This is a genomic window from Neobacillus nitrireducens, assembly GCF_030915405.1.
GTDB lineage: Bacteria > Bacillota > Bacilli > Bacillales > Cytobacillaceae > Neobacillus.
Genome location: NZ_CP133262.1, coordinates 2,925,673 through 2,950,099, shown reverse-complemented (window position 1 = coordinate 2,950,099; position 24,427 = coordinate 2,925,673). Strand labels below are relative to the sequence as shown.

General features: G+C 40.2%; 21 protein-coding genes, 1 pseudogene and 2 riboswitches. All 22 genes and pseudogenes read left to right on the top strand.

Annotation, left to right across the window (positions count from 1 at the left end):
* Positions 1–83: 83 nt before the first annotated feature.
* Entirely contained in the window at positions 84–404 is a 321-nt protein-coding gene (locus RCG22_RS14100) for a PTS sugar transporter subunit IIA (RefSeq protein WP_308103501.1), read from the top strand.
* A 136-nt stretch (positions 405–540) separates the two neighbouring features.
* Complete coding sequence (locus RCG22_RS14095) at positions 541–2,034, top strand: family 1 glycosylhydrolase (protein ID WP_308103500.1); 1,494 nt, start codon at positions 541–543, stop codon at positions 2,032–2,034.
* Between the two features lie 188 nt (positions 2,035–2,222).
* Positions 2,223–3,218 (top strand): LacI family DNA-binding transcriptional regulator, encoded by a 996-nt coding sequence (locus RCG22_RS14090; RefSeq protein WP_374049361.1) that lies wholly within the window; start codon positions 2,223–2,225, stop codon positions 3,216–3,218.
* Between the two features lie 188 nt (positions 3,219–3,406).
* Entirely contained in the window at positions 3,407–4,855 is a 1,449-nt protein-coding gene (locus tag RCG22_RS14085) for a sucrose-specific PTS transporter subunit IIBC (protein ID WP_308103499.1), read from the top strand.
* A gap of 58 nt (positions 4,856–4,913) precedes the next feature.
* Positions 4,914–6,389 carry a glycoside hydrolase family 32 protein gene (locus tag RCG22_RS14080; protein WP_308103498.1) on the top strand — a complete coding sequence of 492 codons (1,476 nt, stop codon included), beginning with the start codon at positions 4,914–4,916 and terminating at the stop codon, positions 6,387–6,389.
* A 28-nt stretch (positions 6,390–6,417) separates the two neighbouring features.
* Complete coding sequence (locus tag RCG22_RS14075) at positions 6,418–7,383, top strand: carbohydrate kinase family protein (protein ID WP_308103497.1); 966 nt, start codon at positions 6,418–6,420, stop codon at positions 7,381–7,383.
* 47 nt (positions 7,384–7,430) lie between these two features.
* Positions 7,431–7,851 (top strand): annotated as a pseudogene (locus RCG22_RS14070) (TCP-1/cpn60 chaperonin family protein); the annotation flags it as partial.
* 207 nt (positions 7,852–8,058) lie between these two features.
* The gene (locus RCG22_RS14065; RefSeq protein ID WP_308103496.1) at positions 8,059–8,256 is read left to right on the top strand and encodes a DUF2281 domain-containing protein; all 198 of its coding nucleotides are present in this window, start codon (positions 8,059–8,061) and stop codon (positions 8,254–8,256) included.
* A complete protein-coding gene (locus RCG22_RS14060) occupies positions 8,249–8,593 on the top strand; it encodes a type II toxin-antitoxin system PemK/MazF family toxin (RefSeq protein ID WP_308103495.1) in 345 nt (114 codons plus the stop codon). The genes RCG22_RS14065 and RCG22_RS14060 overlap by 8 nt, the downstream gene beginning before the upstream one ends.
* A gap of 206 nt (positions 8,594–8,799) precedes the next feature.
* A complete protein-coding gene (locus RCG22_RS14055) occupies positions 8,800–9,057 on the top strand; it encodes a hypothetical protein (RefSeq protein ID WP_308103493.1) in 258 nt (85 codons plus the stop codon).
* A gap of 34 nt (positions 9,058–9,091) precedes the next feature.
* Positions 9,092–9,235: a hypothetical protein gene (locus tag RCG22_RS14050; RefSeq protein WP_308103492.1), complete on the top strand. Its 144-nt coding sequence runs from the start codon at positions 9,092–9,094 to the stop codon at positions 9,233–9,235.
* A gap of 1,066 nt (positions 9,236–10,301) precedes the next feature.
* On the top strand, positions 10,302–10,934 hold the full coding sequence (locus tag RCG22_RS14045) for a fumarylacetoacetate hydrolase family protein (RefSeq protein ID WP_308107165.1): 633 nt from the start codon (positions 10,302–10,304) through the stop codon (positions 10,932–10,934).
* A 356-nt stretch (positions 10,935–11,290) separates the two neighbouring features.
* On the top strand, positions 11,291–11,794 hold the full coding sequence (locus tag RCG22_RS14040; RefSeq protein ID WP_308103491.1) for a DUF6241 domain-containing protein: 504 nt from the start codon (positions 11,291–11,293) through the stop codon (positions 11,792–11,794).
* Positions 11,795–11,925: 131 nt separating this feature from the next.
* On the top strand, positions 11,926–12,585 hold the full coding sequence (locus RCG22_RS14035; protein ID WP_308103490.1) for an SH3 domain-containing protein: 660 nt from the start codon (positions 11,926–11,928) through the stop codon (positions 12,583–12,585).
* 388 nt (positions 12,586–12,973) lie between these two features.
* The gene (locus RCG22_RS14030; protein ID WP_308107164.1) at positions 12,974–13,918 is read left to right on the top strand and encodes an AAA family ATPase; all 945 of its coding nucleotides are present in this window, start codon (positions 12,974–12,976) and stop codon (positions 13,916–13,918) included.
* A gap of 26 nt (positions 13,919–13,944) precedes the next feature.
* Positions 13,945–15,135, top strand: a complete 1,191-nt coding sequence (locus RCG22_RS14025) for a DUF58 domain-containing protein (protein ID WP_308103489.1) — start codon at positions 13,945–13,947, stop codon at positions 15,133–15,135.
* Positions 15,132–17,351 (top strand): DUF4129 domain-containing transglutaminase family protein, encoded by a 2,220-nt coding sequence (locus tag RCG22_RS14020; RefSeq protein ID WP_308103486.1) that lies wholly within the window; start codon positions 15,132–15,134, stop codon positions 17,349–17,351. Before RCG22_RS14025 ends, RCG22_RS14020 begins: the two co-directional genes overlap by 4 nt.
* Before the next feature lie 91 nt (positions 17,352–17,442).
* Positions 17,443–17,545, top strand: a riboswitch (purine riboswitch).
* Positions 17,546–17,696: 151 nt separating this feature from the next.
* Complete coding sequence (gene guaA, locus RCG22_RS14015) at positions 17,697–19,217, top strand: glutamine-hydrolyzing GMP synthase (RefSeq protein WP_098262618.1); 1,521 nt, start codon at positions 17,697–17,699, stop codon at positions 19,215–19,217.
* A 153-nt stretch (positions 19,218–19,370) separates the two neighbouring features.
* Positions 19,371–19,472, top strand: a riboswitch (purine riboswitch).
* A gap of 108 nt (positions 19,473–19,580) precedes the next feature.
* Positions 19,581–20,909: an NCS2 family permease gene (locus tag RCG22_RS14010; protein ID WP_308103485.1), complete on the top strand. Its 1,329-nt coding sequence runs from the start codon at positions 19,581–19,583 to the stop codon at positions 20,907–20,909.
* A 149-nt stretch (positions 20,910–21,058) separates the two neighbouring features.
* Positions 21,059–21,997 (top strand): ABC transporter ATP-binding protein, encoded by a 939-nt coding sequence (locus RCG22_RS14005; protein ID WP_308107163.1) that lies wholly within the window; start codon positions 21,059–21,061, stop codon positions 21,995–21,997.
* 15 nt (positions 21,998–22,012) lie between these two features.
* Positions 22,013–23,212: an ABC transporter permease gene (locus RCG22_RS14000; protein ID WP_308103484.1), complete on the top strand. Its 1,200-nt coding sequence runs from the start codon at positions 22,013–22,015 to the stop codon at positions 23,210–23,212.
* Positions 23,205–24,332, top strand: coding sequence for an ABC transporter permease (locus tag RCG22_RS13995; protein WP_308103483.1), 1,128 nt, complete (start codon positions 23,205–23,207; stop codon positions 24,330–24,332). The genes RCG22_RS14000 and RCG22_RS13995 overlap by 8 nt, the downstream gene beginning before the upstream one ends.
* The last annotated feature ends 95 nt before the right edge of the window (positions 24,333–24,427 follow it).

The window sequence follows — 24,427 nt, the reverse complement described above, 5'->3', positions numbered from 1 at the left end:
ACTGGGCATTCGTTTTGGGATCCTAAATTGACAGGAGAGGAGAATGTTCCTTTCCTAGTAAATCATATGAAAGGCTGTTAATCATGAATAAAGACGAACTTTACCATCATGCATTTCAATTAATCCTTCATGCAGGAAATGCAAAAAGCCTAGCAATGGAAGCGATGTATGCAGCTAGAGAAGGCAATTTCGATGAAGCGGAAGCAAAACTAACCGAAGCAGATTTTGCATTCAATGAAGCACATCATGTTCAAACTGATCTCATCCAAAAGGAAGCAGGCGGAGATGAGTTCAATCTTCCTCTTATTATGATTCATGCACAAGATCATTTAATGAACTCACTGATCCTAAAAGATTTAGCGAGAGAAATCATTGAATTGCATAAACTTATCAAAAGGTCTTAAAACAAATGAAATTTTAAATGCCCATCATATTGTGGGCTTTTTTTATTCAATTTGAATACTAACTTTTTCAATGATATTAAGGGGAGAAATTTGTATTTGAATCCATAGTCTTTCTAAAGAAAGGAAATGAAATTAAATGAAAAAAACATTCCCGGAAAATTTTCTATGGGGTGGAGCTACAGCTGCAAACCAATATGAAGGTGGGTACAATGAAGACGGAAGAGGGCTTGCAACAAGCGACTTCATTACAAATGGTTCTGCAGACCGTCCAAGAAAAATTACAATCCAGTTAAAAGATGGCACAAAAACAATGGTAAACCGACGACCTACCGGGGACCCGAAAGTTGATACCATTCCAGAAGGTGCATCAGGCTATATTGATGAAAATGTTTATTATCCTAGCCATAAAGCAGTTGACTTTTATCACCATTACAAAGAAGATATTGCCCTTTTTGGAGAAATGGGTTTTAGGTGTTTTAGGCTATCTCTTAGTTGGTCTCGTATTTTTCCAAATGGCGGAATTGACGGGGAACAACCAGATGAAGAAGGGCTAAAATTCTACGAAGATGTTTTTAAAGAGTGCAAAAAATATAATATCGAACCATTAGTCACTCTTTATCATTTTGAAACCCCTGCTTATTTGGCTGAACATTTTAATGGTTGGGGCGGACGTGAGACGATTGATTGTTTTTTAAGAATGTGCAAAGAAGTCTTTACAAGATATAAAGATTTGGTTAAGTATTGGATCACCATTAATGAAATTAATGTATTAAATGGTTATGCCTTTATGGGAACCAAGGAAGCTACTGCACAGGTACGTTATCAAGCAAAGCATCATATGTTTGTTGCGAGTTCCCTAGCTAATAAGCTTTGTCACGAGATCATTCCAGATGCAAAGATTGGCTGTATGGTGGCATTAAGCTGCATTTACCCGAAAGATTGTAAGCCGGAAAATATATTTGGAGCTTTGGATTATCGAAGAGGAGCTTTGATTTATTCTGATATCATGATGAGGGGATATTATCCATCTTACTCCGACCACTTTTTTGAGGAGATAGGGGTAACCATAAAAAAAGAACCAGGGGATGACGAAATAATCAAGGCGTATCCCTCGGATTTTTTATCTTTTAGTTATTACCGTAGCAGTGTATACCATACGGAAATCGTTCAGAATACGGATACCGGCGGACAAATGGGGGATGTAAATCCTTTCGTAGAAAAAACGGAGTGGGGTTGGGCTATTGACCCTATTGGGCTTAGATATACCTTATCTGAACTTTATGATCGGTATCAAAAACCTCTCTTTATTGTTGAAAACGGAATGGGAACTATTGATAAACTAGATGAAAATGGATATGTGGAAGACGATTATCGGATCCAATATTTCCGTGATCATATTGCAGAAATGAAAAAGGCGGTTACTATAGACGGTGTTGACTTAATGGGCTATACACCATGGGGTTGCATTGATTTAGTTTCAGCAGGAACTGGAGAGATGAAAAAACGATATGGTTTTATTTATGTAGATATGGATGACGAAGGAAATGGAACATTAAAGAGAACAAAGAAAAAGTCATTTGATTGGTATAAGAAAGTGATTGCAACTAACGGAGAAGATCTTAGTTTTTAGGTAAAATAAATATTAATCATCACATATCATCATTGGTTTTCCATGAGTTCTTTGAACTTTTGGGAAGCCTTTTTTCTTGTTACGGAAAATTAAATTATGTAAGGAACGAAAGCAGGTAATACTAAGTGGATGACTATTCATGATACTATAATGGTATATGAATTTGAAATATAATGAGGTTGAGGATCATGAGTACAATTTTAGATATTGCCAGGCTTGCGGGTGTGGCGAAGAGTACGGTTTCCCGGTTTTTAAATGGTGGCTCTGTTGGGGAAACGACGAAGAAGAAAATTGAACAAGTAATCAAGGAAACTGGATATACTCCGAATCCATTTGCGCAGAGCTTGAAAGCCAAGAAAACGAATATTATTGGCACGATTGTCCCGCGGCTTGATTCCTACGCTTCTTCGCAAACGTTAATTGGTATTGATGAGCAATTAAAGCAGATGAATTATCAAATGCTGATCTCCAATACGAGTCAAAATTTGGAGCGAGAGATTGAAAGCATTTATAGCTTTGCCAATCAAAAGATGGCGGGGATTATTTTGCTTGCTACCGAAATCACGGATCAGCATATTGAGGCATTTGAAAACGTTAAAGTTCCTGTTCTGCTAATAGGACAAGAGCATGAGGATTTTTATAGTCTGATTCATGATGATTTTTGCGCTGGTTATGAAATGGGGCGGTACGTTCTTGAAAAAGGATATCGGAAAATTGCTTATCTAGGCGTAACGGAACGGGATATTTCAGTTGGGGTGAAGCGAAAGCAGGGCTTTAAAAAGGCGATACAAGAAGTAGAGGATTGTGAGGTTCGCTTCTATGAGACACTGTTCAAGATTCCAGCTGCGCAAGCTAGTGCAATGGAAATCATCCATGATTTTCAACCTTCTATCATTGTTTGTGCGACCGATAATATTGCCCTTGGGGTGATGAAGGCGGCGTATTCAGAGGGGCTAACGATTCCAAAAGATATAGCATTAACGGGTTTTGGTGGATATGATGTGACAGAAATCATGCATCCGGGCTTAACAACGGCAAAGTTTTTTTACAAAGAAGCGGGGGAAACAGCTGCAAAACATATTGTCGAGTTAGTCAATGAACGCCCTGTCGAAAAAGTAACCATTTCTAAATTTGAAATTATTGAGCGAGAAAGCGTTGACAATTTCTTTAATCGTCCACTATAATGAAAACAGCGAAACCGGTTCCAACCAAGAGAACCTTTTCACTTGGTAACAATCGAATTCGGTTTCTCTTTAATCATTTATTTTTTTTAGTATAATTTGGAACCGGTTCCGCAAGCGAGGGGTTTAATTTTTTACTTAACATTGGAACCGGTTCCCAAACCAAATCAAATGAAAAGAGAGGGATTAAGATGGATCATAAAAAAATTGCACGGGAAGTTCTCAATGCCATTGGTGGTCAGGAAAACGTATCAGCTGCAGCGCATTGCGCCACACGCTTACGTCTAGTTTTACATGATGAATCAATTATTAATCAAGCAGCGTTGGATAACATGGATGTTGTGAAAGGGACCTTTTCAACGGGAGGTCAGTTTCAAATTATCTTAGGATCTGGAACGGTGAACGAGGTCTATAAGCACTTTGCGGAGATGTCCGGTCAAACGGAAATGTCAACGAGTGATGTGAAAGACGTTGCGGCAAAGAAACTGAATCCGATTCAGCGATTCGTCAAAATGCTGTCAGACATTTTTGTTCCGATAATCCCAGCGATCGTAGCTGGTGGTTTACTAATGGGAATCAACAATATCCTAACGGCTCCAGACTTGTTTATTGAAGGAAAATCCTTGGTGGATGCTAATCCAGAAATGGCCGATTTAGCGGCACTCATCAATACATTTGCAAATGCAGCCTTTGTCTTTTTACCAATTTTAATTGGTTTTTCAGCAACGAAACGGTTTGGAGGAAATCCTTTCCTTGGGGCCACGCTTGGGATGCTAATGGTTCATCCGGACCTATTAAATGGATACGGTTACGGTGCCGCGTTACTGAAAAATGAAGTCCCGGTTTGGAATCTTTTTGGATTAGAAATTGAAAAGGTAGGTTATCAGGGAACCGTACTTCCTGTTCTTGCCGCGTCTTTTATTCTAGCAAAAATCGAAACATCTTTACGGAAGGTTGTTCCCTCTGCTTTAGATAATCTATTAACACCATTATTGTCTATCTTTATTACCGGAGTTTTAACGTTCACCTTGGTAGGACCGCTGACACGCTCAGCTGGTAATCTATTAACAGATGGAATTGTCTGGTTATATGACTCAACAGGTGTCATTGGCGGAATCATCTTCGGTTTACTTTATGCACCAATTGTTATTACAGGTATGCATCATAGCTTTATTGCGGTAGAAACGCAATTGCTTGCTGATGTTGTGAAAACAGGTGGATCGTTTATCTTTGTCATTGCGGCGATGTCAAACATTGCGCAAGGTGCAGCGACACTTGCCGTGCTAAAAACAACGAAAAATGCCAAGATCAAAGGAACCGCTTCTGCAGCTGGGATCTCAGCCTTATTAGGGATTACGGAACCAGCGATGTTTGGGGTTAACTTGAAATTACGCTATCCCTTTATCGGTGCCATCATTGGATCTGCTGTTGGGTCGGGATTTGTTACGGTGTTCAAGGTTAAAGCGACTGCATTAGGGGCAGCGGGTATACCAGGAATTATCTCGATTCGCCCAGATACAATTATTTCTTATGTGATCGGTATGGCCATTGCGTTTGCCGTAGCATTTATCAGTACGATTGTTTTAGCGAAAAGAGACGAAAAAATAGCCGTTAAAAAATCAACTGATCAAGCAGCATAATAAAAGACTGAAAAGGGGAATCCAGTGATTCTCCTTTCTGTATTAGGAGTGAATCAGCATGGAATGGACAACTGAACAACGATACAGAAGCATGGACGACGTGACCGAAGAGGAAATTCAAGCCTTAGCTAAACTTGTGAATCAATGTCCATGGCGGCAGTCTTTTCATATTCAGCCGCTGACAGGATTGTTAAATGACCCGAATGGCTTTAGTTATTTTAACGGGGAATATCATTTATTCTATCAATGGTTTCCGCTTGGACCCGTTCATGGATTGAAGCATTGGTATCACACGAAGTCTAAAGACCTTGTTCATTGGGAAAATGTTGGAATGGGCATTGAGCCGTCGAATGAATTTGATAGCCATGGGGCGTATTCCGGAAGTGGAATTGAGCATGACGGGAAATTATATTTAATTTACACTGGCAATACACGCGATGAAAATTGGAATCGACACCCGTATCAATGTTTGGCTGTACTGAATCCGGATGGAAGCCTTGTGAAAATGGATGCACCGGTGATTAGTGATATTCCAAGTGGCTATACCGATCATTTTCGCGATCCAAAGGTTTGGCAACATGGGGATCACTTCTACGCGGTAATTGGTGCTCAAAGGAAAAATGAGACAGGAAGTGTCGTTTTATATAGCTCATACGATCTAAAAGATTGGCAGTTTGCGGGTGAAGTGAAGACTGGTTTAGGTGAAGACTTCGGTTATATGTGGGAATGTCCGGATTATTTTGAGCTGGACGAGCAAGGTGTGTTCCTTTTCTCCCCACAAGGGTTAAAAGCGGAAGGCGACCACTATCAAAACATTTATCAATCAGGGTATGTAATTGGAAGTCCAATAGATTTAGAGAATATCGAATTAAAGCATGGTGCATTTCATGAGTTGGATCGCGGGTTTGATTTTTACGCACCACAATCGACGGTGGATCATCAGGGAAGACGTATTTTAGTCGGCTGGATGGGATTACCGGAGATTGACTATCCAACTGATAAAAATGGGTGGGCCCACTGTTTAACACTCCCTCGGGAGCTAACGGTTAAAGATGGAAAGCTGGTTCAGCAGCCAGTACATGAGGTAGAATTGCTTCGCGGGGAAAAGGTGGAAATCAGTCAAACAGTTGATCATGAAAATGTTAGTTTAGATCACTTTGAGGGAGACGTGTATGAGCTTCTTGCGGAATTCTCTGATAGTACGGCTGAGGAGTTTGGTTTGGAGCTTCGGGTCGGAGAAATAGAGAAAACCGTGATTAAATATGATGCGGTTGCGAAAAAGATTGTATTTGATCGGACTGGGTCGGGCGAATCCTTTGCTGAAGAGTTTGGTACGGTTCGGAAATGTATGTTGGACGCTGAAAAGATTTCGTTCCGAATCTTTGTTGATGTCTCCTCTGTCGAAGTGTTTGTAAATAATGGGGAAGAAGTATTTACGGGACGGATTTTTCCTGGTAAAAATAGTAATGGAATCCGTGTGTTTGCTCGTGGTGGCCAAACGAAGGTAAAGGCTGTTAAATGGGATATCAAATAAACTTTTTGGACTTACTTGAGGTGACAGAATGGGAAAGCTTTTTTCGATTGGTGAAGTGTTAATTGATTTTATTCCACTACAAAAAGGGGTGGCCTTAAAGGATGTTTTTTCTTTTGAAAGAGCACCTGGCGGGGCACCCGCAAATGTGGCTGCGGCCGTTGCCAAATATGGGCAGAAAGCAGCGATGATTTCTAAATTAGGTAACGATGCGTTTGGCGACTTTTTAGTCGAGCAGCTTGTCGAGGCTGGTGTAGAGATGGACAAAGTATATCGGACTGGGGAAGCGAATACGGCTTTGGCATTTGTCTCGTTAAAAGAAAACGGTGAACGTGATTTTTCATTTTACCGCAATCCTTCGGCTGATTTGCTGTTAAGTGCGGAGGAAATCGAGCCAGCATGGTTCCAAGCGGGAGATATTCTCCACTTTTGCTCGGTTGATCTTGTGGAAAGCCCAATGAAACAGGCGCATAAAAAAGCGATCGCGGCTGTATCAGCTACGGATGGCTTGGTCAGCTTTGACCCAAACGTAAGGCTTCCTCTTTGGGAAGATCCAGAGGACTGTCGTAAGGCGATTCTCGAATTTTTACCGACGGCTGATATCGTAAAGGTTTCAGATGAAGAGCTAAATTTTATTACGGGAATAAAAGAGGAGGCAAATGCGATACAATCGTTGTTCGTTGGAAACGTGAAGGCAGTTGTTTACACAAAGGGAGCCGCAGGTGCGGATCTGTTTTTAAAGGATGAAAAGATTGAATCGAGAGGATACCCAGTTAAACCTGTGGACACAACCGGAGCGGGTGATGCGTTCATGGGCGGATTTTTATATCAATTGCTAGAATTGAAAGCAAACCCAGCTAACCTCGAGGAAGTACTACGGGATAATCAAACAGAAATATTGCAATTTGCCAATGCAAGTGGTGCTCTCACCACAACAGGAAAAGGAGCAATCTCTGCTCTTCCGACTAAGGGGGAAGTTGAAGTGCTTATAGGGTAGTGATTCGTATGTAATCCGCAAGGGGCGATGGGGCGATGAAAAATAGGTCAACTCGTGCTGCATTTGAAGAAGGTATCGTATCCGGTGGTGGTGTAGCCTTTCTTAACGTATACAGCAAAGTATCTGCAATCGTAGCTGAAGGTGACGTAGCAACTGGTATCAACATCGTATTACGTGCAATGGAAGAGCCTGTACGCACAATAGCTCACAATGCTGATCTTGAAGGATCTGTTATCGTTGACCGCTTAAAGCGCGAAGAAATCGGTACTTGTTTCAACGCTGCAACTGGCGAATGGGTAAACATGATCCAAGCTGGTATCGTTGACCCAACTAAAGTTACTCGTTACGCATTACAAAATGCTGCATCTGTAGCGGCTATGTTCTTTAACAACGGAAGCAGTTGTTGCTGACAAACCTGAGCCTGCGGGTTCTGGTATGGGTATGCCTGACATGGGCGGTATGATGTAATCTGCCCCTCAACCCCTTGATAGATAAGGGTTTTTGATTAAGTTAGAGTGGAATGCTAACATAAAGGATTTAACAGAGGCTTCTCATAAGTTGAATAAACTTGTGAGAAGCTTTTTTTCGTTTCTTTAAAGACATTAGGTATATAGTGTCACGGGAGACAAAGTGATATAATAACCTTAAATATTCATGGAAGAGGTGAATGACAACATGAATACAGCTAAAGACCGATTACTTAAAATAATTGATGAAATCCCGGAAAATGAAGTCATTAAAATTTTAGATTTTGCTGAATTTCTAAAAGAAAAAAAAGAAAAAAGTTTATCTGAGGATTTAACTAAGGCTAGTGAAAGTAGTTTGGATTTTTGGAATAATGATATTGATGATGAGGTTTGGAATAATGCATAAACAAGGGGACATTGTATTAATTCCTGTTCCTTTTAGTGATCTAACAAATAAAAAGCAACGTCCAGTATTAATAATTTCAAATAATCAATACAATGAAATAACTGAAGATATTGTTGTTGCTGCGATTACATCACAATTAAAGGATCTTGATTATTCGGTTGTGATTGAAGCAAAAGATTTAAACGAGGGTGAACTGAAGGTAACATCTTCTATTAGAGCAGATAAGGTTTACACACTTTCAAAAAAGATAGTATTAAAGAAATTTGGACAAGTAAACTCAAATATGATAGAAGCTGTTCGTGTGAAAATAAACGATCTACTGTCTAATAGAGTGTGATATTTTTATGATTGGGAAGAGCGCTTAGCTAAATTAGCAGGTGGCGGCATGGGAATGCCTGACATGGGCGGCAAGATGTAAGGCTTCCTGAGCCATACATTTGAAAAGTATTAAACTTATTTTTCGCCCATTTTGAGAACTGGTCACGTAAATGATTTACTTCTAAAGAATAGACTACTTCCTAAAAACAAGGAGGTGGTCTTTTTATGTTGTTTAAATTTGGATATCAAGACTTTTTGGATGACAGACGTTTTAAGAATACAACAAAGGTAAACATAAGAAATTATGAAAAACTACTTGGGGGATTTGTTGATTATTGCTTTGAGAAAGAGGTTGTAAGAGTCGAGGACATTACTTATAGTCACAATGTATGTCAATATCTTATAGAATGCCAAGAGCGGGGCAATAAGGCGGGTACAATCAATACCAAACTTTTAAGAAAGAATTTTAGAGCTGATAAATGAATTGAATGAAGGGTTTAGATTTGTAAAGTTTATTTTGGCGGATAACACAGTTTATCTTCAAACTACCAATTTCAATGGTGGGGCTTTTTCACCAGAAGACGCATTTGAATGCTTAGTGGCTTTGTTAAGAGCTGCAGATGAAGCATATCCAAAATTCATGAGAATTATTTGGAACTAGGATTTTCCCCTTAAATAATATGCTTTTTTGCACTTGTAACATCAATAATTGTCTCCTATTTATAAGGCGCGCCAACCTACTATGTGTTGCTACATACACTTTACACATGTGGATTGTGTAACCTGTTATAAGAGCCGTCAAGTCAATCACAGGCTATTGACTGCAAACATTTTGCTAACGGACTCCAATAAAGCGCGGTAAATTCGGGTTAAATATATTACACGTCCTGCTTGCAAAACGTTGATTCTACGCAGTTTTCCTCAATTGTAGTTAAACATATTACAGCATATAACCACATGGGCGGCATGATGTAATATCGTTGTCAATCCCTTGATATATTAGGGGTTGAATGTAGGTGGAAAATTTATTATTAAAGGCTTCTCAAAAGTTGAATAAACTCTTGAGAGGCCTCTCTTTCATGTCTTAAAAGGAGAAAGTGTTCAAATCTGTAAGCAATTGTTCAAATGTACTGGACTCTTTTGGTAAACAACCTTTTAATTGAGTACCGTCACTTTTGGCAGCTTAGAATCCGCCAAAGATTAGTGATTTAGTCCAGAATACATCCAGTGGGCGGGATATCCCTCGTGGGTTTGAACTTGATATAACTGCAGGGGAATATACAGGCACTTTCATTCCTTGAACATTTTTTGTATTATTGATTTATTCCATATTCGTTTCAATTATAGTAGAAATACAGGAGTTTTCCTCGACAATATATTTTTCTAGTTAATAGGAAAAATCCTTATTTAGAAGGGTTTACTGCACTTTCAATCAAACGTTTAATTAGTTGATTTAGTTTTAATCAAACGTTTGATTAGAAAAGCCTTTAATCCTGCCAAACCTGTGTTTAATCCTCCGTAGTAGAAAGAATTTTGTCGAGAAGAAGATCTAGTAAAAAATCATATTTATACAGGTGGGAGTGGAGCGGGAAAGTCTGTTTGGTTCAGTAAAAGCACTTCACCTTATTGAATACTTGGCAGAAGCCGCTGGAATAAAATAAACCATTAATGTAAATGGGAAATTAGTCATGTATAAATTTAACTGTTTTAGTGGAAGGAGTTTACTAATGGAAACTATTCGTAATATCTACTGTGTAGGCAGGAATTATGTATCACATGCAAAGGAGCTGAAAAATGATATTCCAACCTCGCCTTTTTTGTTCTCTAAGCCGACGCACGCTTTGGTGGAGGCAAGTGGACAAGAGATTAATTTGCCGGGTGATCGTGGGGCTATTCATTATGAAGTGGAATGGGTTGTACATATCGCTAAGTCTTATGAAAAGGGAATGAAAGTTGAGGAACTGGTTGATCGTATGGCACTTGGGATCGATTTTACACTAAGAGATGTGCAAAGCGAGTTGAAGAAAAAGGGATATCCTTGGCTGCTTGCAAAAGGCTTTCCAAACTCTGCAATATTAACCCGATTTATTGAGTTTCCGAGTATAGAAAAATGCAAGCAATTAGATTTTTCTCTTTTTAAAAATGGTGAGCAAGTACAGCGAGGCAATATTCAAAATATGATTTTCGATATACAGACCATAGTAGATTTCTGTGCGTTACATTTTGGCCTTGGGAAAGGGGATATCATTTTTACAGGAACGCCTGAGGGAGTTGGGCCGACTGCAGAAGGTGATCAATTTTCTCTCAAATGGGGAGAAAATACACTTGGAGAGTTTTCCGTTTCTTTGGAAAATAAATAAAAAAGTAGGCAAAATGCTAACATTTTGCTAACGCGATGAAGTAAAATCGTTAAAGATATTACACACTCTCACCATATGGGCGGCATGATGTAGGGCTTTTAAGCCCTATATCTTGAAAAATAGTTCAGGCAATTCTTATCCCCAAACTGTGAAGCAGCCCGTTTGATTAAGGGTAAAGCCACTTCCTAATCATATTTAGGGGGTGGTTTTTTGGTTCATATAATTCAAATTATTAAGACTTTTTACATGGTGATAAAGGAAAGTAAAGGGGAAATGTGGAATTATTAACTTTGAGCCAATCCTGAAGGGACGGAGCAATGTTCCAAACCTTCCTAGTAAGAGGAGCAGGAGAAAGTATGAAAAAAATACCTAAAAAATTATGGATACCAATCGTACTTGTGGGAGTATTATTTGGGGGCTATTTATATTTTGATAAGGAAAATGTAACCGTTAGAGTAGAAACTGCTTCGACTGGCGAAAAAATGGTTCAAGTACATGAACAACAGCAAAAGGTTGAAAGTGAATTTCCATTTAGCATGAGTGAAAACTCGGTACAACAAGCCATCCATAATATGTCACATCAAAAGGTTGTAGCAAATAAAAAATGGGGTGCATTGCCTTTAACAGCTGAACGAGTTAAAAGACTACTTAAAGTGGTCGAAGCAAATGAGAAAAAGTATGAAAATGCTGATTTATATTTAAAAATTTTAAGATCCTGGAATATGGGGAATTTTGATTATGTGGTAATCAATCACAATGCCATTTGGTCACTGCAGGGCGGCACGGTTGGAAAAGCTGTTGGAGCAGCTTCGCCTAAAGAGGAAATAAAATTTATACAGGAGAATTTTGATGTTAAGTAGTGAAATATGTTGTGTATCGCTGTGCGATATAACTTGCAAATATATCAAATAACCTTCATATTTAATAGAAAAGGAGGTCTGATATGCGACGCGATATACAACTAAATGAGCAAGCTTTCTCTTCTAAAGAAGTGGGAGAAGAAGTGGGAATTGCAACCCCTACTGTTCGAAAGTATGGCCAAATCTTGGAACGGAATGGATATGAGTTTTTCAAAGATGGCGATCGGCGTATTTTTGTTCAATCTGACATCGCAGCGCTTATAGCGTTACGCGATACGGACAAGCCCCTTGACGATACAGCTAAAGACCTTGCGTATCAACAAAAGGATAGATTAGTAGAGTTGAATGAAACGGAAATTGCGTTACCCGATACATATGAAAATTTGCCCCAGGACCCTAATCAATTAAAAGAGATTTTAAAGGTTTTGGTCAATGAACTTGCTGCCACTCGTGAAATAAATGTCCAACTGACAAACGATATGTCTCAGCTTAAACTAACGGTTTCCCGGCTCCAGCAAGATCACCATGTTATTAGTTCAAATATTGCTAATTCAGCTCAAAAAACTCATGCTAAAATTGAAAAATTAACGGAACAACAAAATAATCATTACGAAACCTTGCTGCAACAAGAAATGCAAAAAAGTGAATTTTTACAAATAGAAATACAAAAGATGCGGGACGAACTGGAAAAAGAATGGCGTTCACAAAATGATTTTAATAAACGGTTAGAAGAAGCGATACAAAAGCCAAAAGAAAAATGGGAGAGGCTATTCTCCATATTTCGAAAGTGAAGTGCCTTATAGAGGCTCTTTTTTTGTTTCGTATCGCTAGGCGATATAGGTTTAAATTACTCGTTCGAAGGTTGATAACCAAGTGAACAGCAGAAATTCCCTTGTTCCAATCTTCCGGATCTACTTTATTTCAAATTTCAACAAATTCCCGGGAAATATCTACAAATTCAAGTGGATTTCGACAAAATTACTCAATCTTATAGTATACGTACAAAAAAGATAGAGCAGTTTTTAGAACTTATCCAGATGTTAAGGATTCCAATTGATCTAATTTTGAATATTGTGTGCCATTCATAAAAGGGATTTTCAGGAAAACCTCGAATACATACATATAATGCCCAAATATGAATAACCCATCCGAGGAGGAGTTACCTTGTCCCATGAACAAATGAATCCGATGATCGAAAAAATATTAGTAAACATTGAAAAGGTTATGATTGGAAAAAGGGACGTGGCTGAACTTAGCTTGGTTGCCCTTTTAGCCGGCGGTCACGTTCTCTTAGAAGATGTACCAGGGGTTGGGAAGACGATGATGGTCCGTGCGTTGGCCAAGTCTGTGAATGCTAACTTCCGTAGAATTCAATTCACACCCGATTTACTTCCGTCCGATGTTACTGGAGTGTCTATATATAATCCAAAGGAAATGGAATTTCAATTTCGACCCGGTCCTTTAATGGGGAACATCATTCTCGCCGATGAAATTAACCGGACATCTCCGAAGACGCAGTCGGCGCTCTTAGAAGGGATGGAGGAAGCGAGTGTAACAATTGATGGGGTAACCCATCAACTGAACAAGCCTTTCTTCGTTATGGCCACGCAAAACCCGATCGAATACGAAGGTACATATCCGCTTCCTGAGGCACAGCTTGACCGGTTTTTATTAAAAATGAAAATGGGTTACCCGGACGTACAGGAGGAAATGGAAGTGTTAAACCGAGCACAAAGGATTCCGCCGATTGAGGAGCTATATCCTGTCATTGATCTAGAAGGTCTTTTAACCTTACAAAAGGAAATCAAAGATGTGTTCGTCGATGACACGATCAAGCGTTATATTGTCGACATCGTCAACCGCACGAGGGGCCACGGCAGTGTCTATCTTGGGGCCAGTCCGAGGGGTTCCATCGCCTTGATGAAAGCAGCGCAGGCCTATGCGTATATGTTCGGCCGCGATTATGTCCTGCCTGATGACATTCAATATTTAGCTAAGTTTGTCCTATCGCACCGAATTATCTTAAAGTCAGAGGCCAAATTCGAAGGGATTTCAGCCGAAGAATTGGTTAATCAGGTGGTTGCTAAAGTCCCTGTTCCAATCCAAAGGTTAGTGAATAAATGAAAAGGCTCCCGAAACTAGTAAGAAAAGTGTGGAAGGTCATCTTGCTGCTTTTTTTGATTGTATTAACCTTTTCCTATGCGATGTTCCAAGGGGGATTTGTCAGCTGGTTTTTATTTTATAGCTTTTTACCCTTTGCGATTTATTGTGCCGCCCTATCGTTCTATTCCTTGAACGAGCTGGAAGTCACAAGAGTACTGCAGAAATCAGATTATAAAGCAGGGGAACCTTTAAAGGTGGCGGTTTCAGTGAAAAGGGCAAAATCCTTCCCGCTCTTTTATTTACTGATGGAAGACCATTTAAGTGAAGCCTTGAAATTGGCCAGCCAGCAAAAGAAAACAAAGGCACTTCTGTTACCTGGGTTGAAAAAGGAATTTTCTTATGAATATGTCATTGACGAGCTCCCGCGCGGGGAACATCTTTTTGAATCCTTTACGCTTAGAATTGGTGACCCGCTTGGATTATTTGAAAAAGAAAAACGGTTTACGGTGGAGGATAAAATCATTGTCTATCCAGCTTATTCTGAGCTTTTGTATCGGACATTTGAAAACCAATACGATCAAGGGCTGACCGCTTCGAGAGAACGAGTGCAGCGGGATACATCGATGGCGACTGGGGTAAGAGATTACCAGCCGGGTGACCGCTTCTCATGGATTAACTGGAAAGCGTCAGCGAAACGAAACGTGTTAATGACAAAGGAATTCGAGCAGAGGCAATCACATGATGTGTTTGTGGTCATGGACTGTGCACCGGATAAGAACTTTGAGCCTGTTGTATCCTTTACCGCTTCACTACTGCGGGCTATTTTGAAAAAAGGGGCCCAGACAGGTCTTTTAACCATGAGCAACGAACGGGCATCGTTTCCCATTCGTGGCGGGGAACAGCATCTTCAGCAGCTGTTTTATCATTTAGCAAAAATAGAGGCAAAATGTATCACCCCCTTTTCCAAGATGTTAGATACCGATGGCCTTCTTATTCAACAAACGGTTTCGTTTATGCTTGTTACCGCACAGCTTACGAAGCCCTTGGTTGAGAAAGCAAGTTTTCTTGGACAGCGAAAAGGAGGAACGATTACTCTTTTTCTAATCAAAGGGGAAAAGGAATCTCCGTCGGAAAATGAACGATCACTTGTCACCATTTCCAATGCACGCGGTGTGAGGGTTGTTATGGTTCATGAAGGCGAATACATGGCAGCTTTTTCGGAGGTGAATGCCCGGTGATTAAGAGGGACCTTTCATCATTCTTTTTATATACCTTAAGTTTTTTTCTCTTATGGGAATGGCTTCGGCCCATTGAACAATTAACAGATACAGATAGTATTGAGATGTTTATTATCTTTATCGTTATTTCATTTGCTTTATCCTTTTTTAATGTGAAATGGGTGTGGAAATACTGTATAAAAATTATCTATATTTTACTTTCCATTAACAAACTTCATTATGATGAAGGACTCTTCCATTCAACATGGATGAAGGACTTCTTTAAAGATATAACTGAAAACCTTGGATTGCTTGTAGCTAGAAACTGGAATGATTTGTCCAGTGAGTTCAGGTCATTATTATTTTTTATCCTGCTTTGGCTCATGGTCTACTTAATCAGCTATTGGGTCTTAAACCGAAAGCGGATCTTTATATTTTTCTTTATGACTATAGTATATATTACGGTTTTGGATACATTTACCCCCTATGTAGCGAAGGCTGCTATTGTTAGGACAGTAGTTGCTGGATTTGCTGTGATGGGAATGCTAACACTTTACCGCATGATTCAAAAGGAAAATGTCAGCACTGAATCCACTTATCTAAGAAGGTGGATGGTCCCGCTGACTGTCATGATTGCAATAAGTGTTCTAGCGGGAATAGCAGCACCAAAAGCAGCCCCGATATGGCCGGATCCTGTCCCGTATCTCACTGCGAATAACGATAAGGCTTCTGAGTTGGCTGCCCGTGATGTGCATCGTATTGGTTACGGAACGAATGATTCCGCTTTAGGAGGCCCATTTATAGGGGATAAAAACCCGGTTTTTAAATATGAAGCAAATGGAAAAACCTATTGGAAAATGGAAACAAAGGATGTGTATACCGGCAAAGGCTGGCTTACATCCGGGACTACACCGATTTCCTTTCGTCAGGAAGACCTGGTCCCAGTTTATTCATTGCCCAAAACTGTAGAGACCATTAAGGAATCTGCCCGTGTGTTTACCCATGTAAATTATTATTACAACTATTTTATGTATCCTGCCGGAATTAACAAAGTCTTAAAAACAGAGCCGCTTGATCCAGAGGGAAATGATTTTCAAGTTGATACCACCAATGAGAGAATCAGCTTCTACAATCATGAAAAAGCTCCTGTAGTCCCTCGGGCTTTTGCAGTTGAATATGAAATACCAAAGTATAAAGCGAAAGACTTAATACAAACCACTCGTTTTGAGCCGACAAGCATGAACACTGAATTTTATGAAAAATATACCCGACTGCCCGAGAAGCTGCCGTCAAAGGTAAAAGAGCTAGCAGAACAAATTACCGCCTCCAAAACAAACTGGTTTGATAAGGCAAAAGCAGTGGAAAGTTATTTCGGGAAATCGGAGTACACCTACGACCAAAAAAATGTAGCGGTGCCTGACACCAACGAGGATTATGTTGATCAATTTTTATTTGATACCAAACGGGGTTACTGTGATAATTTTTCATCGTCGATGGCTGTTATGCTGCGAACGTTGGGAATTCCTACACGTTGGGTTAAGGGCTTTACAGGCGGGGATTTCCTCCAATATAGTGATGAGGCATCAGGGGTCCAGGTTTATGAAGTAACCAATAATAATGCCCACTCCTGGGTGGAAGTTTTCTTTCCAAATCAAGGCTGGGTCCCATTTGAGCCAACGAAGGGTTTTTCGAATGAGATCACCATCAATTATGAATCAACAGGGAACTCATCTAATCATCAGCAAACGAGCACACCACCGGTGAAAAAGCCGCAGCAGGAGGAAATGGATAATACCAAGACCCCAAATGATTCGAACCCATTCTTGGATATGAAAAGAATCTGGGCAGATACAAAATTGTTTTTGAAAAATAATTGGCTGCGGATGATTCTACTATTGCTCCTCTTTGCCGGAGTGGCAGCGACTTTTTACCGCGTTCGCGGGAAGTGGATTCCATACTTCTTGTTAATAGTTTATCGATTCAAGAAAAAGGACGACAACTTAGGGGCTGCCTACACAGCCTTATTACAACAATTCGATCGCTTCGGCTTAAGGCGGAAGGAAAATCAAACGTTAAGAAACTATGCCAGCTATATTGACTCCTTTTTTTCGACGAGAGAGATGACCCGGTTGACCGTGATTTATGAGAATTATTTGTATCATCAAACCCTTCCAAAGGGAACCTGGGAAGAATCGCATGAATTATGGGAAAATTTAATCAAAAAAACAATTGCTTGACCGGAAAAACGACCTATTGTTACAATATGTACTATTCAATTGTCTAGCGTTAGCAACTAGCAGACTTCGCTAATAAAGTTGTGTGCGCTTTTCAAAATAAGTACGTTTCCTTCATATATCCTCGATGATATGGATCGAGAGTCTCTACCGGGTCACCGTTAAATGACCTGACTATGAAGGCAGAATTTTTTTCTGTGAGTAATTTTTACGAGAAAACTAGAATTCTGCCTTCCTGAGATTATGGAGGGGAGAATTCTAGTTTTTTTTTATATGATTTGTTGTTAAGGTTAATAATAATTATATCTTTAGAAAATAGGGGTGGATGCTTTGTCAGGAAAGCATGAAATGATTATTGTATTAGATTTTGGAAGTCAATATAACCAGTTAATTACCCGCAGGATTCGTGAATTTGGGGTATACAGTGAACTTCATCCGCATACCATTACAGCAGAAGAAATTCGTCAATTGAACCCAACAGGGATTATTTTCTCTGGCGGACCAAATAGTGTGTACGATGAAAATTCCTTCCGTTGTGATGAAGCGATTTTTGAAATGGGTCTGCCAATCCTTGGAATTTGTTATGGGATGCAATTAATGACCGTCCATTTCAATGGAAAAGTTGAAAAAGCAAACCAACGTGAATACGGAAAGGCAACCATGACGCTGCAGCATGAATCATCGTTATTTAGCGGCCTGCCTAAGGAGCAAACCGTGTGGATGAGCCACGGCGATCTTGTAGTGGAAGCCCCTGAAGGATTTACTGTGGATGGGACGAACCCAACTTGCCCGATTGCAGCGATGAGTAATGAAGAACGAAAGCTTTATGCTGTTCAGTTTCATCCGGAAGTCCGTCATTCAGTCTACGGGAATGAATTGCTGCGAAATTTTGTGTTTAACGTTTGTAAAAGCACGGGCGATTGGTCAATGGGCAATTTCGTTGAAATCGAAATGGCGAAGATTCGCGAGCAGGTTGGTGATAAAAAGGTGCTTTGTGCCCTTAGCGGCGGAGTCGACTCGTCTGTTGTTGCCGTATTGATTCATAAAGCGATTGGTGACCAGTTAACCTGTATTTTTGTAGATCATGGCCTTCTTCGTAAAAATGAAGCTGAAAGTGTTATGAAAACTTTTTCAGAAGGCTTCCACATGAATGTCATCAAGGTTGATGCCAAAGAACGGTTCATGTCGAAATTGGAAGGTGTTTCTGACCCTGAGAAAAAACGGAAAATCATCGGCAATGAGTTTATTTATGTTTTCGATGACGAAGCGACGAAACTTGAAGGGATCGACTTTTTAGCTCAAGGAACACTGTATACCGATATCATTGAAAGTGGTACAGCTACGGCTCAGACAATAAAATCACATCACAATGTCGGCGGTCTTCCAGAAGATATGCAGTTTACATTAATTGAACCGTTAAGCACCTTGTTTAAAGATGAGGTTCGTGCGCTTGGAACGGAGCTAGGCATTCCCGATGATATCGTTTGGAGACAGCCTTTTCCCGGCCCGGGTCTTGGGATTCGTGTGTTAGGGGCAATTTCCGAAGACAAATTGGAAATTGTTCGTGATTCGGATTGGATCCTTCGTGAGGAGATTAAAAAAGCAGGACTTGACCGAGAAATTTGGCAGTATTTTACCGTACTTCCGGACATCCGCAGTGTCGGGGTCATGGGGGATGCACGAACGTACGATTACACCATCGGTATCCGTGCCGTAACATCCATTGACGGGATGACATCTGATTGGGCTCGCATTCCGTGGGATGTGTTAGAAGTCATTTCGACACGCATCGTGAACGAAGTAGCCCACGTCAACCGGGTAGTGTACGACATTACCTCAAAGCCGCCTGCTACTATCGAGTGGGAATAAGAAAAGTGGACGCGCCTGTTTAGCGGCATATGGACTCTAGCTAGACAGGATTACCAAGCTTTACTAATTTACGAACGATTTTATTTTATTTTATAAAATCGTTCGTATTTTTTATTTACAAGCTGTCTTTTTCCTGCTACAATAAAAAACGAATTAAGAGAATATTAATTGCATCGTATAATGTTGGGAATATGGCCCAAAAGTTTCTACCGAGCCACCGTAAATGGCTTGACTACGAGGCAGTGCTGTTAAAAACGAGGTATGTCTTCCTCTGTTTTGCACATGCCTAAAGTCACGCTCCGGTAGAAAAATGCCAGAGCGTTTTTTGTGTAAAAAAAGAAAGATTTATAGGGGGAAGACATAATGCGAAAATATTTTGAGTTTGAGAAACATGGTACGAACTATCGCCGTGAGTTTATTGGAGGACTAACTACCTTCTTAGCAATGGCTTATATATTAGTTGTTAACCCATTAACCTTATCGCTAGCATCGATAAAGGACTATCCGGATGCGCTAAGAATGGATTACGGTGCCGTTTTTGTGGCAACAGCACTTGCAGCCGCAATTGGATCGATTGTCATGGGACTGCTCGGGAAGTATCCACTTGCTCTAGCACCGGGAATGGGATTGAATGCATTCTTTGCTTACACGGTTGTATTGGGTAGCGGGATTCCTTGGCAGCATGCCCTTGGTGCCGTACTGATCTCAGGTGTCTTTTTCTTCTTACTAACACTAACCGGCCTTCGTGAAAAAATAATTAACGCGATTCCAATTGATTTAAAGCACGCAGTTGGAGCTGGGATTGGCTTGTTTATTACATTTGTCGGATTGCAAAACGCAAAAATTATTGTCAATAATGATGCAACACTTGTTGGTTTGGGTGATTTAACAGCGGGACCCACCTTACTTGCTATTTTTGGAATCGTCGTAACCGTGATTATGATGACAAGGGGCATTAATGGAGCGGTATTTTACGGTATGGTGATTACCGTAATCGTTGGAATCATCTTTAACTTAATTGATATGCCGCATAAAGTAGTTGATTCCGTTCCGAGTGTAGCACCGACCTTTGGTGCAGCCTTCTCTTCGTTCGGTGATAGTTCTTTTTACAGCACTTCTATGCTAGGGATTATTCTTACCTTCTTGTTTGTTGATTTCTTTGACAATGCAGGTACACTTGTTGCCGTAGCGAACCAAGCAGGAATCATGAAAGATAATAAGCTTCCTCGTGCCGGACGCGCGTTAATTTCTGACTCAATTGCCACAACTGTCGGTGCAGTACTTGGTACATCAACAACAACTTCTTACATTGAATCATCGGCCGGGGTTGCTGCCGGAGCTAGAACAGGATTTGCAGCCTTAGTAACAGCTGGACTTTTTATCTTATCACTATTCTTCTTCCCGTTATTATCGGTCGTAACAGCACCGGTAACAGCACCTGCGTTAATTATTGTTGGGGTGTTAATGGTATCTTCATTAGGAAAAATTGACTGGAAAAAGTTCGAAATTGCCGTTCCGTCGTTCTTAACGATGATCGCGATGCCACTGTCATATAGCATTGCAACAGGTATTGCAGTTGGATTTATCTTTTACCCAATCACAATGATGGTGAAGGGCCGGACAAAAGAAATTAATCCAATCATGTACTTCTTCTTTGTTATCTTTGTTCTATATTTTATTTTCTTAAAATAATGATTAAATGAGGGAACTGTGGGCTGCCACAGTTCCTTTTTTGTATAGGAAAATATTCACAAAGTTTTCTTAATTTCGAGCAGGAAGTTACAAATTTCTCCAAATCACTTAGGTATGATGGGGAGTGAAAGGAGTGGTTAGCGGTGAACATGTTAACCGTTAGTGATTTACGAAAGAGCTTTGGTGAGATTGCTGCAGTCAAGGGTGTGTCTTTTGTGGTGGGAAAAGGGGAATCGTTTGGACTTTTAGGTCCGAATGGAGCCGGGAAATCAACCATTATTAATATGATTACCGGGTTATTTCCGCCGACCTCAGGTGCTGTACATATGAAGGACATCGATGTAATCAAAAATACAAAGCAAGCACAAAAATTGATTGGCGTCGTCCCACAGGAGATTGCCTTGTATCAGAGCATGTCCGCAAGGGAAAATTTAAAATTTTGGGGAAGGATGTACGATTTATCGGGTAGTACTCTTGAGAAGAGTGTTGATGAGGTACTTGAGATTATTGGCTTAACAGAGCGGGCGAAGGATAAGGTAGAGACGTTTTCAGGCGGGATGAAGCGGCGTGTAAATATCGGTGCGGCCATCTTACACCGGCCAGAATTATTGATCATGGATGAGCCGACAGTCGGGATCGATCCGCAGTCTCGAAATCATATCCTTGAGACGGTGAAACGATTAAACAGCGAAGGGATGACGATTATTTATACCAGTCATTACATGGAGGAAGTCGAATACCTTTGTGAACGAATTGGAATCATTGATCACGGCGAATTAATTGCTCTAGGTACATTACATGAATTAAGGGAAACCATCGGTGATCATTCAAAAATTGTTTTAAGTTTAGATAACAAGCCATCGAATCATGAAATCATCCCTCACTCATTAACAGGACAATTTTCGGAAAAAGATATCCATTTGAATGGCAACCAATTAATTATTTTTCATAAAGACCCTCAGTTCATATTAAGTGATTTAATTCAGTCGGTAACGAGTACAGGGACCAAGGTAACCTCTGTGGATATAATTGAACCCAACCTGGAAAGTGTCTTTTTGCATTTAACCGGACGGAGTTTGAGAGATTGATTAGGAGGGATAATCGTGACTTTCTGGTGGCTCGCTATAAAAGATTTACTGATCGTCGTTCGTGATAAGAAGGCCTTTCTTACGCTGATTATGATGCCGCTATTGTTAATCGCCATTTTAGGAGCAGCCTTTGGGGATGTGATGAAGAAAGATGAAGATGTGACCATAGAGAAATTCACACTAGGTATTGCGAATTTAGATAAAGGGGAGCTTAGTACTGTTTTAACAGATGAGGTTTTTACAAAGGCTTTATCCGAACAAATTAAAGTGAAATCCTATGATGAGAATAGATTACGTGACAAAATTAAAGATCATAAACTATCGGTTGGCATGATCATTCCGCCAAATTTCACTTCAGCGCTGATGTCAGGTAGTGATACCAAGGTGAAACTACTAACGGTACCGGACCCCGGCATCAAGGCAACGATCGTTCAAACTGTCATTGAGCAATTTTCTAACTCTATATCGATTGAGGTATTCACATCACAACTAGCTCAACCGGTCAATGCGGGGAATCGAACTAGTATCGTTCAACCAAAACCTCCTTCTGATAAAATCACACAGCCTCTTCTCGATGAAACTACCATCAACGCAAAAACAAAACCCGTGGAATCTTTCCAATATTATGCCGCAGCAATGGGTGTGATGTTTTTATTAATGACTGTGGTCCAGGGCGTTACTACAATGATTCTTGAAAAAGAACAAGCTGTTTATAATCGATTGCTACTAACCAAACTAACCTTCACCCAATACCTTACTGGAAAAATGCTCGGATTAATTATCATTTCGCTTGCCCAAGCTTTTTTGATTATTCTTGGAACCAAATTTTTATTTGGAGTAGACTGGGGTCCCTCGCTTTCTGGTATTGTACTGATGACAGTGGGTTTTGTCTTTAACGCCTGTGGCCTTGGTATCTTAGCAGGTTCCTTCATCAAAACAGAAAAGGCATTTAGCGTCGCAGGTATGTTTGCTACACAAATTATGGCCGCCGTTGGAGGAAGTATGGTGCCGTTGTATCTTTTCCCTGATTGGGTTATTTCCATTACGAAGTTTTTGCCCAATGGTCTTGCGTTGCAGACCTATTTAGACCTTATGTCGGGGGCAACCGTTTCTGAAATCCTGCCAGCCGTTGCCGGGTCGCTCGGTTTAGGACTGTTGTTTTTTGTGTTTGGTTTATTTCGCCTTTCATTAGAGAGGAGAGGGAGATATGCGTAAAATCTGGACGATTATATCACTGCAGCTAAAAGGTTTTTTTAAATCCCCCGGTGCGATTGTGCTCATGTTTGTCATGCCTGTCCTATTTAGTTTGATATTTGGGGGAATGGTGGCAAATTCAGAAGAGAATAAACCACTGGTCAACATTGTTGCTAAACAAGACGAGAATAGCACAAGAATTGTTGAACTTTTAAAGAAGAATAACCATTTTGAATGGAAAAAGGTCCCGTTTTCACAAGCAAAAAAGAATGTGGCAGCACAGGATGCAGTTGCAGCAGTTGTGATCCCACCTAAAATCCAGCAACGAATGATTGATAAGAGCCCTTTGTTTGATATTATTGTTCAAAGGAAAACCGATGACTATCTAGCGTTGTATCCTCATTTACAAGGAACAGCAGAGTTAATTGCTGCCTCCTATCAAGCAGTTGGAATACAAGGAGAAGAAATGTTACCGAAATTATTGGAAGCGGTGGCCTCGAACCAAGGGATTAAGGTCGAGCAACAACTGCTCCAAGCGGATGATAGTACCCAAACGTCGGTAAATTTAATGATTGTTGGTTTTGCCATCATGTTCATGATGTTTGGTTTATCCGGTGCAGCATCAACGATTTTGGATGAACGAATCGGTGGGACATGGGGGAGGTTGATGGTTTCTCCGGCCAGTAAGCTCCAAATAAGTTTAGGATATTTGTTGTCTTACTTTTTTATGGGATGGATTCAACTTGCGGTGTTAATGGTTATGATGAATATCTTGTTTGACACTACCTGGGGAAATTTAGCCAACCTGATTCCATTTGCCTCGCTTGTAATTTTAACGGTTGTAGGTTTTGGTCTCATGATTGCTGGCCTTGTCAAAACAAAACAGCAGGCCTCGGCAATAAGTGCGGTATTAATAGTCAGTACCTGTATGCTTGGCGGTGTTTATTGGCCGATTGATTTTGTGCCAGAGTTGATGCAGAAATTAGCTTTAGCTGTTCCGCAAAGCTGGGCGATGTCAGGTTTTAAAGAAATAATTAGTGGAAGCTTGCATGCTGAAACATTGCTGAAGGACACTTTGGCATTGCTTGGATTCTCATGCTTATTCTTCTTTATTGGCTTAAGAGGAATAAAATTTGAATAATTTTCCAAGGGACATGACATGATGTTGTCGAACTTTGTCATTGACTTCGTGTTTTCTCTCTTTTATCCTTTAATTACGAGAGTTAAAAGGAAGAA

Coding starts and splice junctions, on each gene's coding strand:
- RCG22_RS14100 (WP_308103501.1), top strand. CDS start 84: ATGAATAAAGACGAACTTTACCATCATGCATTTCAATTAATCCTTCAT.
- RCG22_RS14095 (WP_308103500.1), top strand. CDS start 541: ATGAAAAAAACATTCCCGGAAAATTTTCTATGGGGTGGAGCTACAGCT.
- RCG22_RS14090 (WP_374049361.1), top strand. CDS start 2,223: ATGAGTACAATTTTAGATATTGCCAGGCTTGCGGGTGTGGCGAAGAGT.
- RCG22_RS14085 (WP_308103499.1), top strand. CDS start 3,407: ATGGATCATAAAAAAATTGCACGGGAAGTTCTCAATGCCATTGGTGGT.
- RCG22_RS14080 (WP_308103498.1), top strand. CDS start 4,914: ATGGAATGGACAACTGAACAACGATACAGAAGCATGGACGACGTGACC.
- RCG22_RS14075 (WP_308103497.1), top strand. CDS start 6,418: ATGGGAAAGCTTTTTTCGATTGGTGAAGTGTTAATTGATTTTATTCCA.
- RCG22_RS14065 (WP_308103496.1), top strand. CDS start 8,059: ATGAATACAGCTAAAGACCGATTACTTAAAATAATTGATGAAATCCCG.
- RCG22_RS14060 (WP_308103495.1), top strand. CDS start 8,249: ATGCATAAACAAGGGGACATTGTATTAATTCCTGTTCCTTTTAGTGAT.
- RCG22_RS14055 (WP_308103493.1), top strand. CDS start 8,800: ATGTTGTTTAAATTTGGATATCAAGACTTTTTGGATGACAGACGTTTT.
- RCG22_RS14045 (WP_308107165.1), top strand. CDS start 10,302: ATGGAAACTATTCGTAATATCTACTGTGTAGGCAGGAATTATGTATCA.
- RCG22_RS14040 (WP_308103491.1), top strand. CDS start 11,291: ATGAAAAAAATACCTAAAAAATTATGGATACCAATCGTACTTGTGGGA.
- RCG22_RS14030 (WP_308107164.1), top strand. CDS start 12,974: ATGAATCCGATGATCGAAAAAATATTAGTAAACATTGAAAAGGTTATG.
- guaA (WP_098262618.1), top strand. CDS start 17,697: ATGATTATTGTATTAGATTTTGGAAGTCAATATAACCAGTTAATTACC.
- RCG22_RS14010 (WP_308103485.1), top strand. CDS start 19,581: ATGCGAAAATATTTTGAGTTTGAGAAACATGGTACGAACTATCGCCGT.
- RCG22_RS14005 (WP_308107163.1), top strand. CDS start 21,059: ATGTTAACCGTTAGTGATTTACGAAAGAGCTTTGGTGAGATTGCTGCA.
- RCG22_RS13995 (WP_308103483.1), top strand. CDS start 23,205: ATGCGTAAAATCTGGACGATTATATCACTGCAGCTAAAAGGTTTTTTT.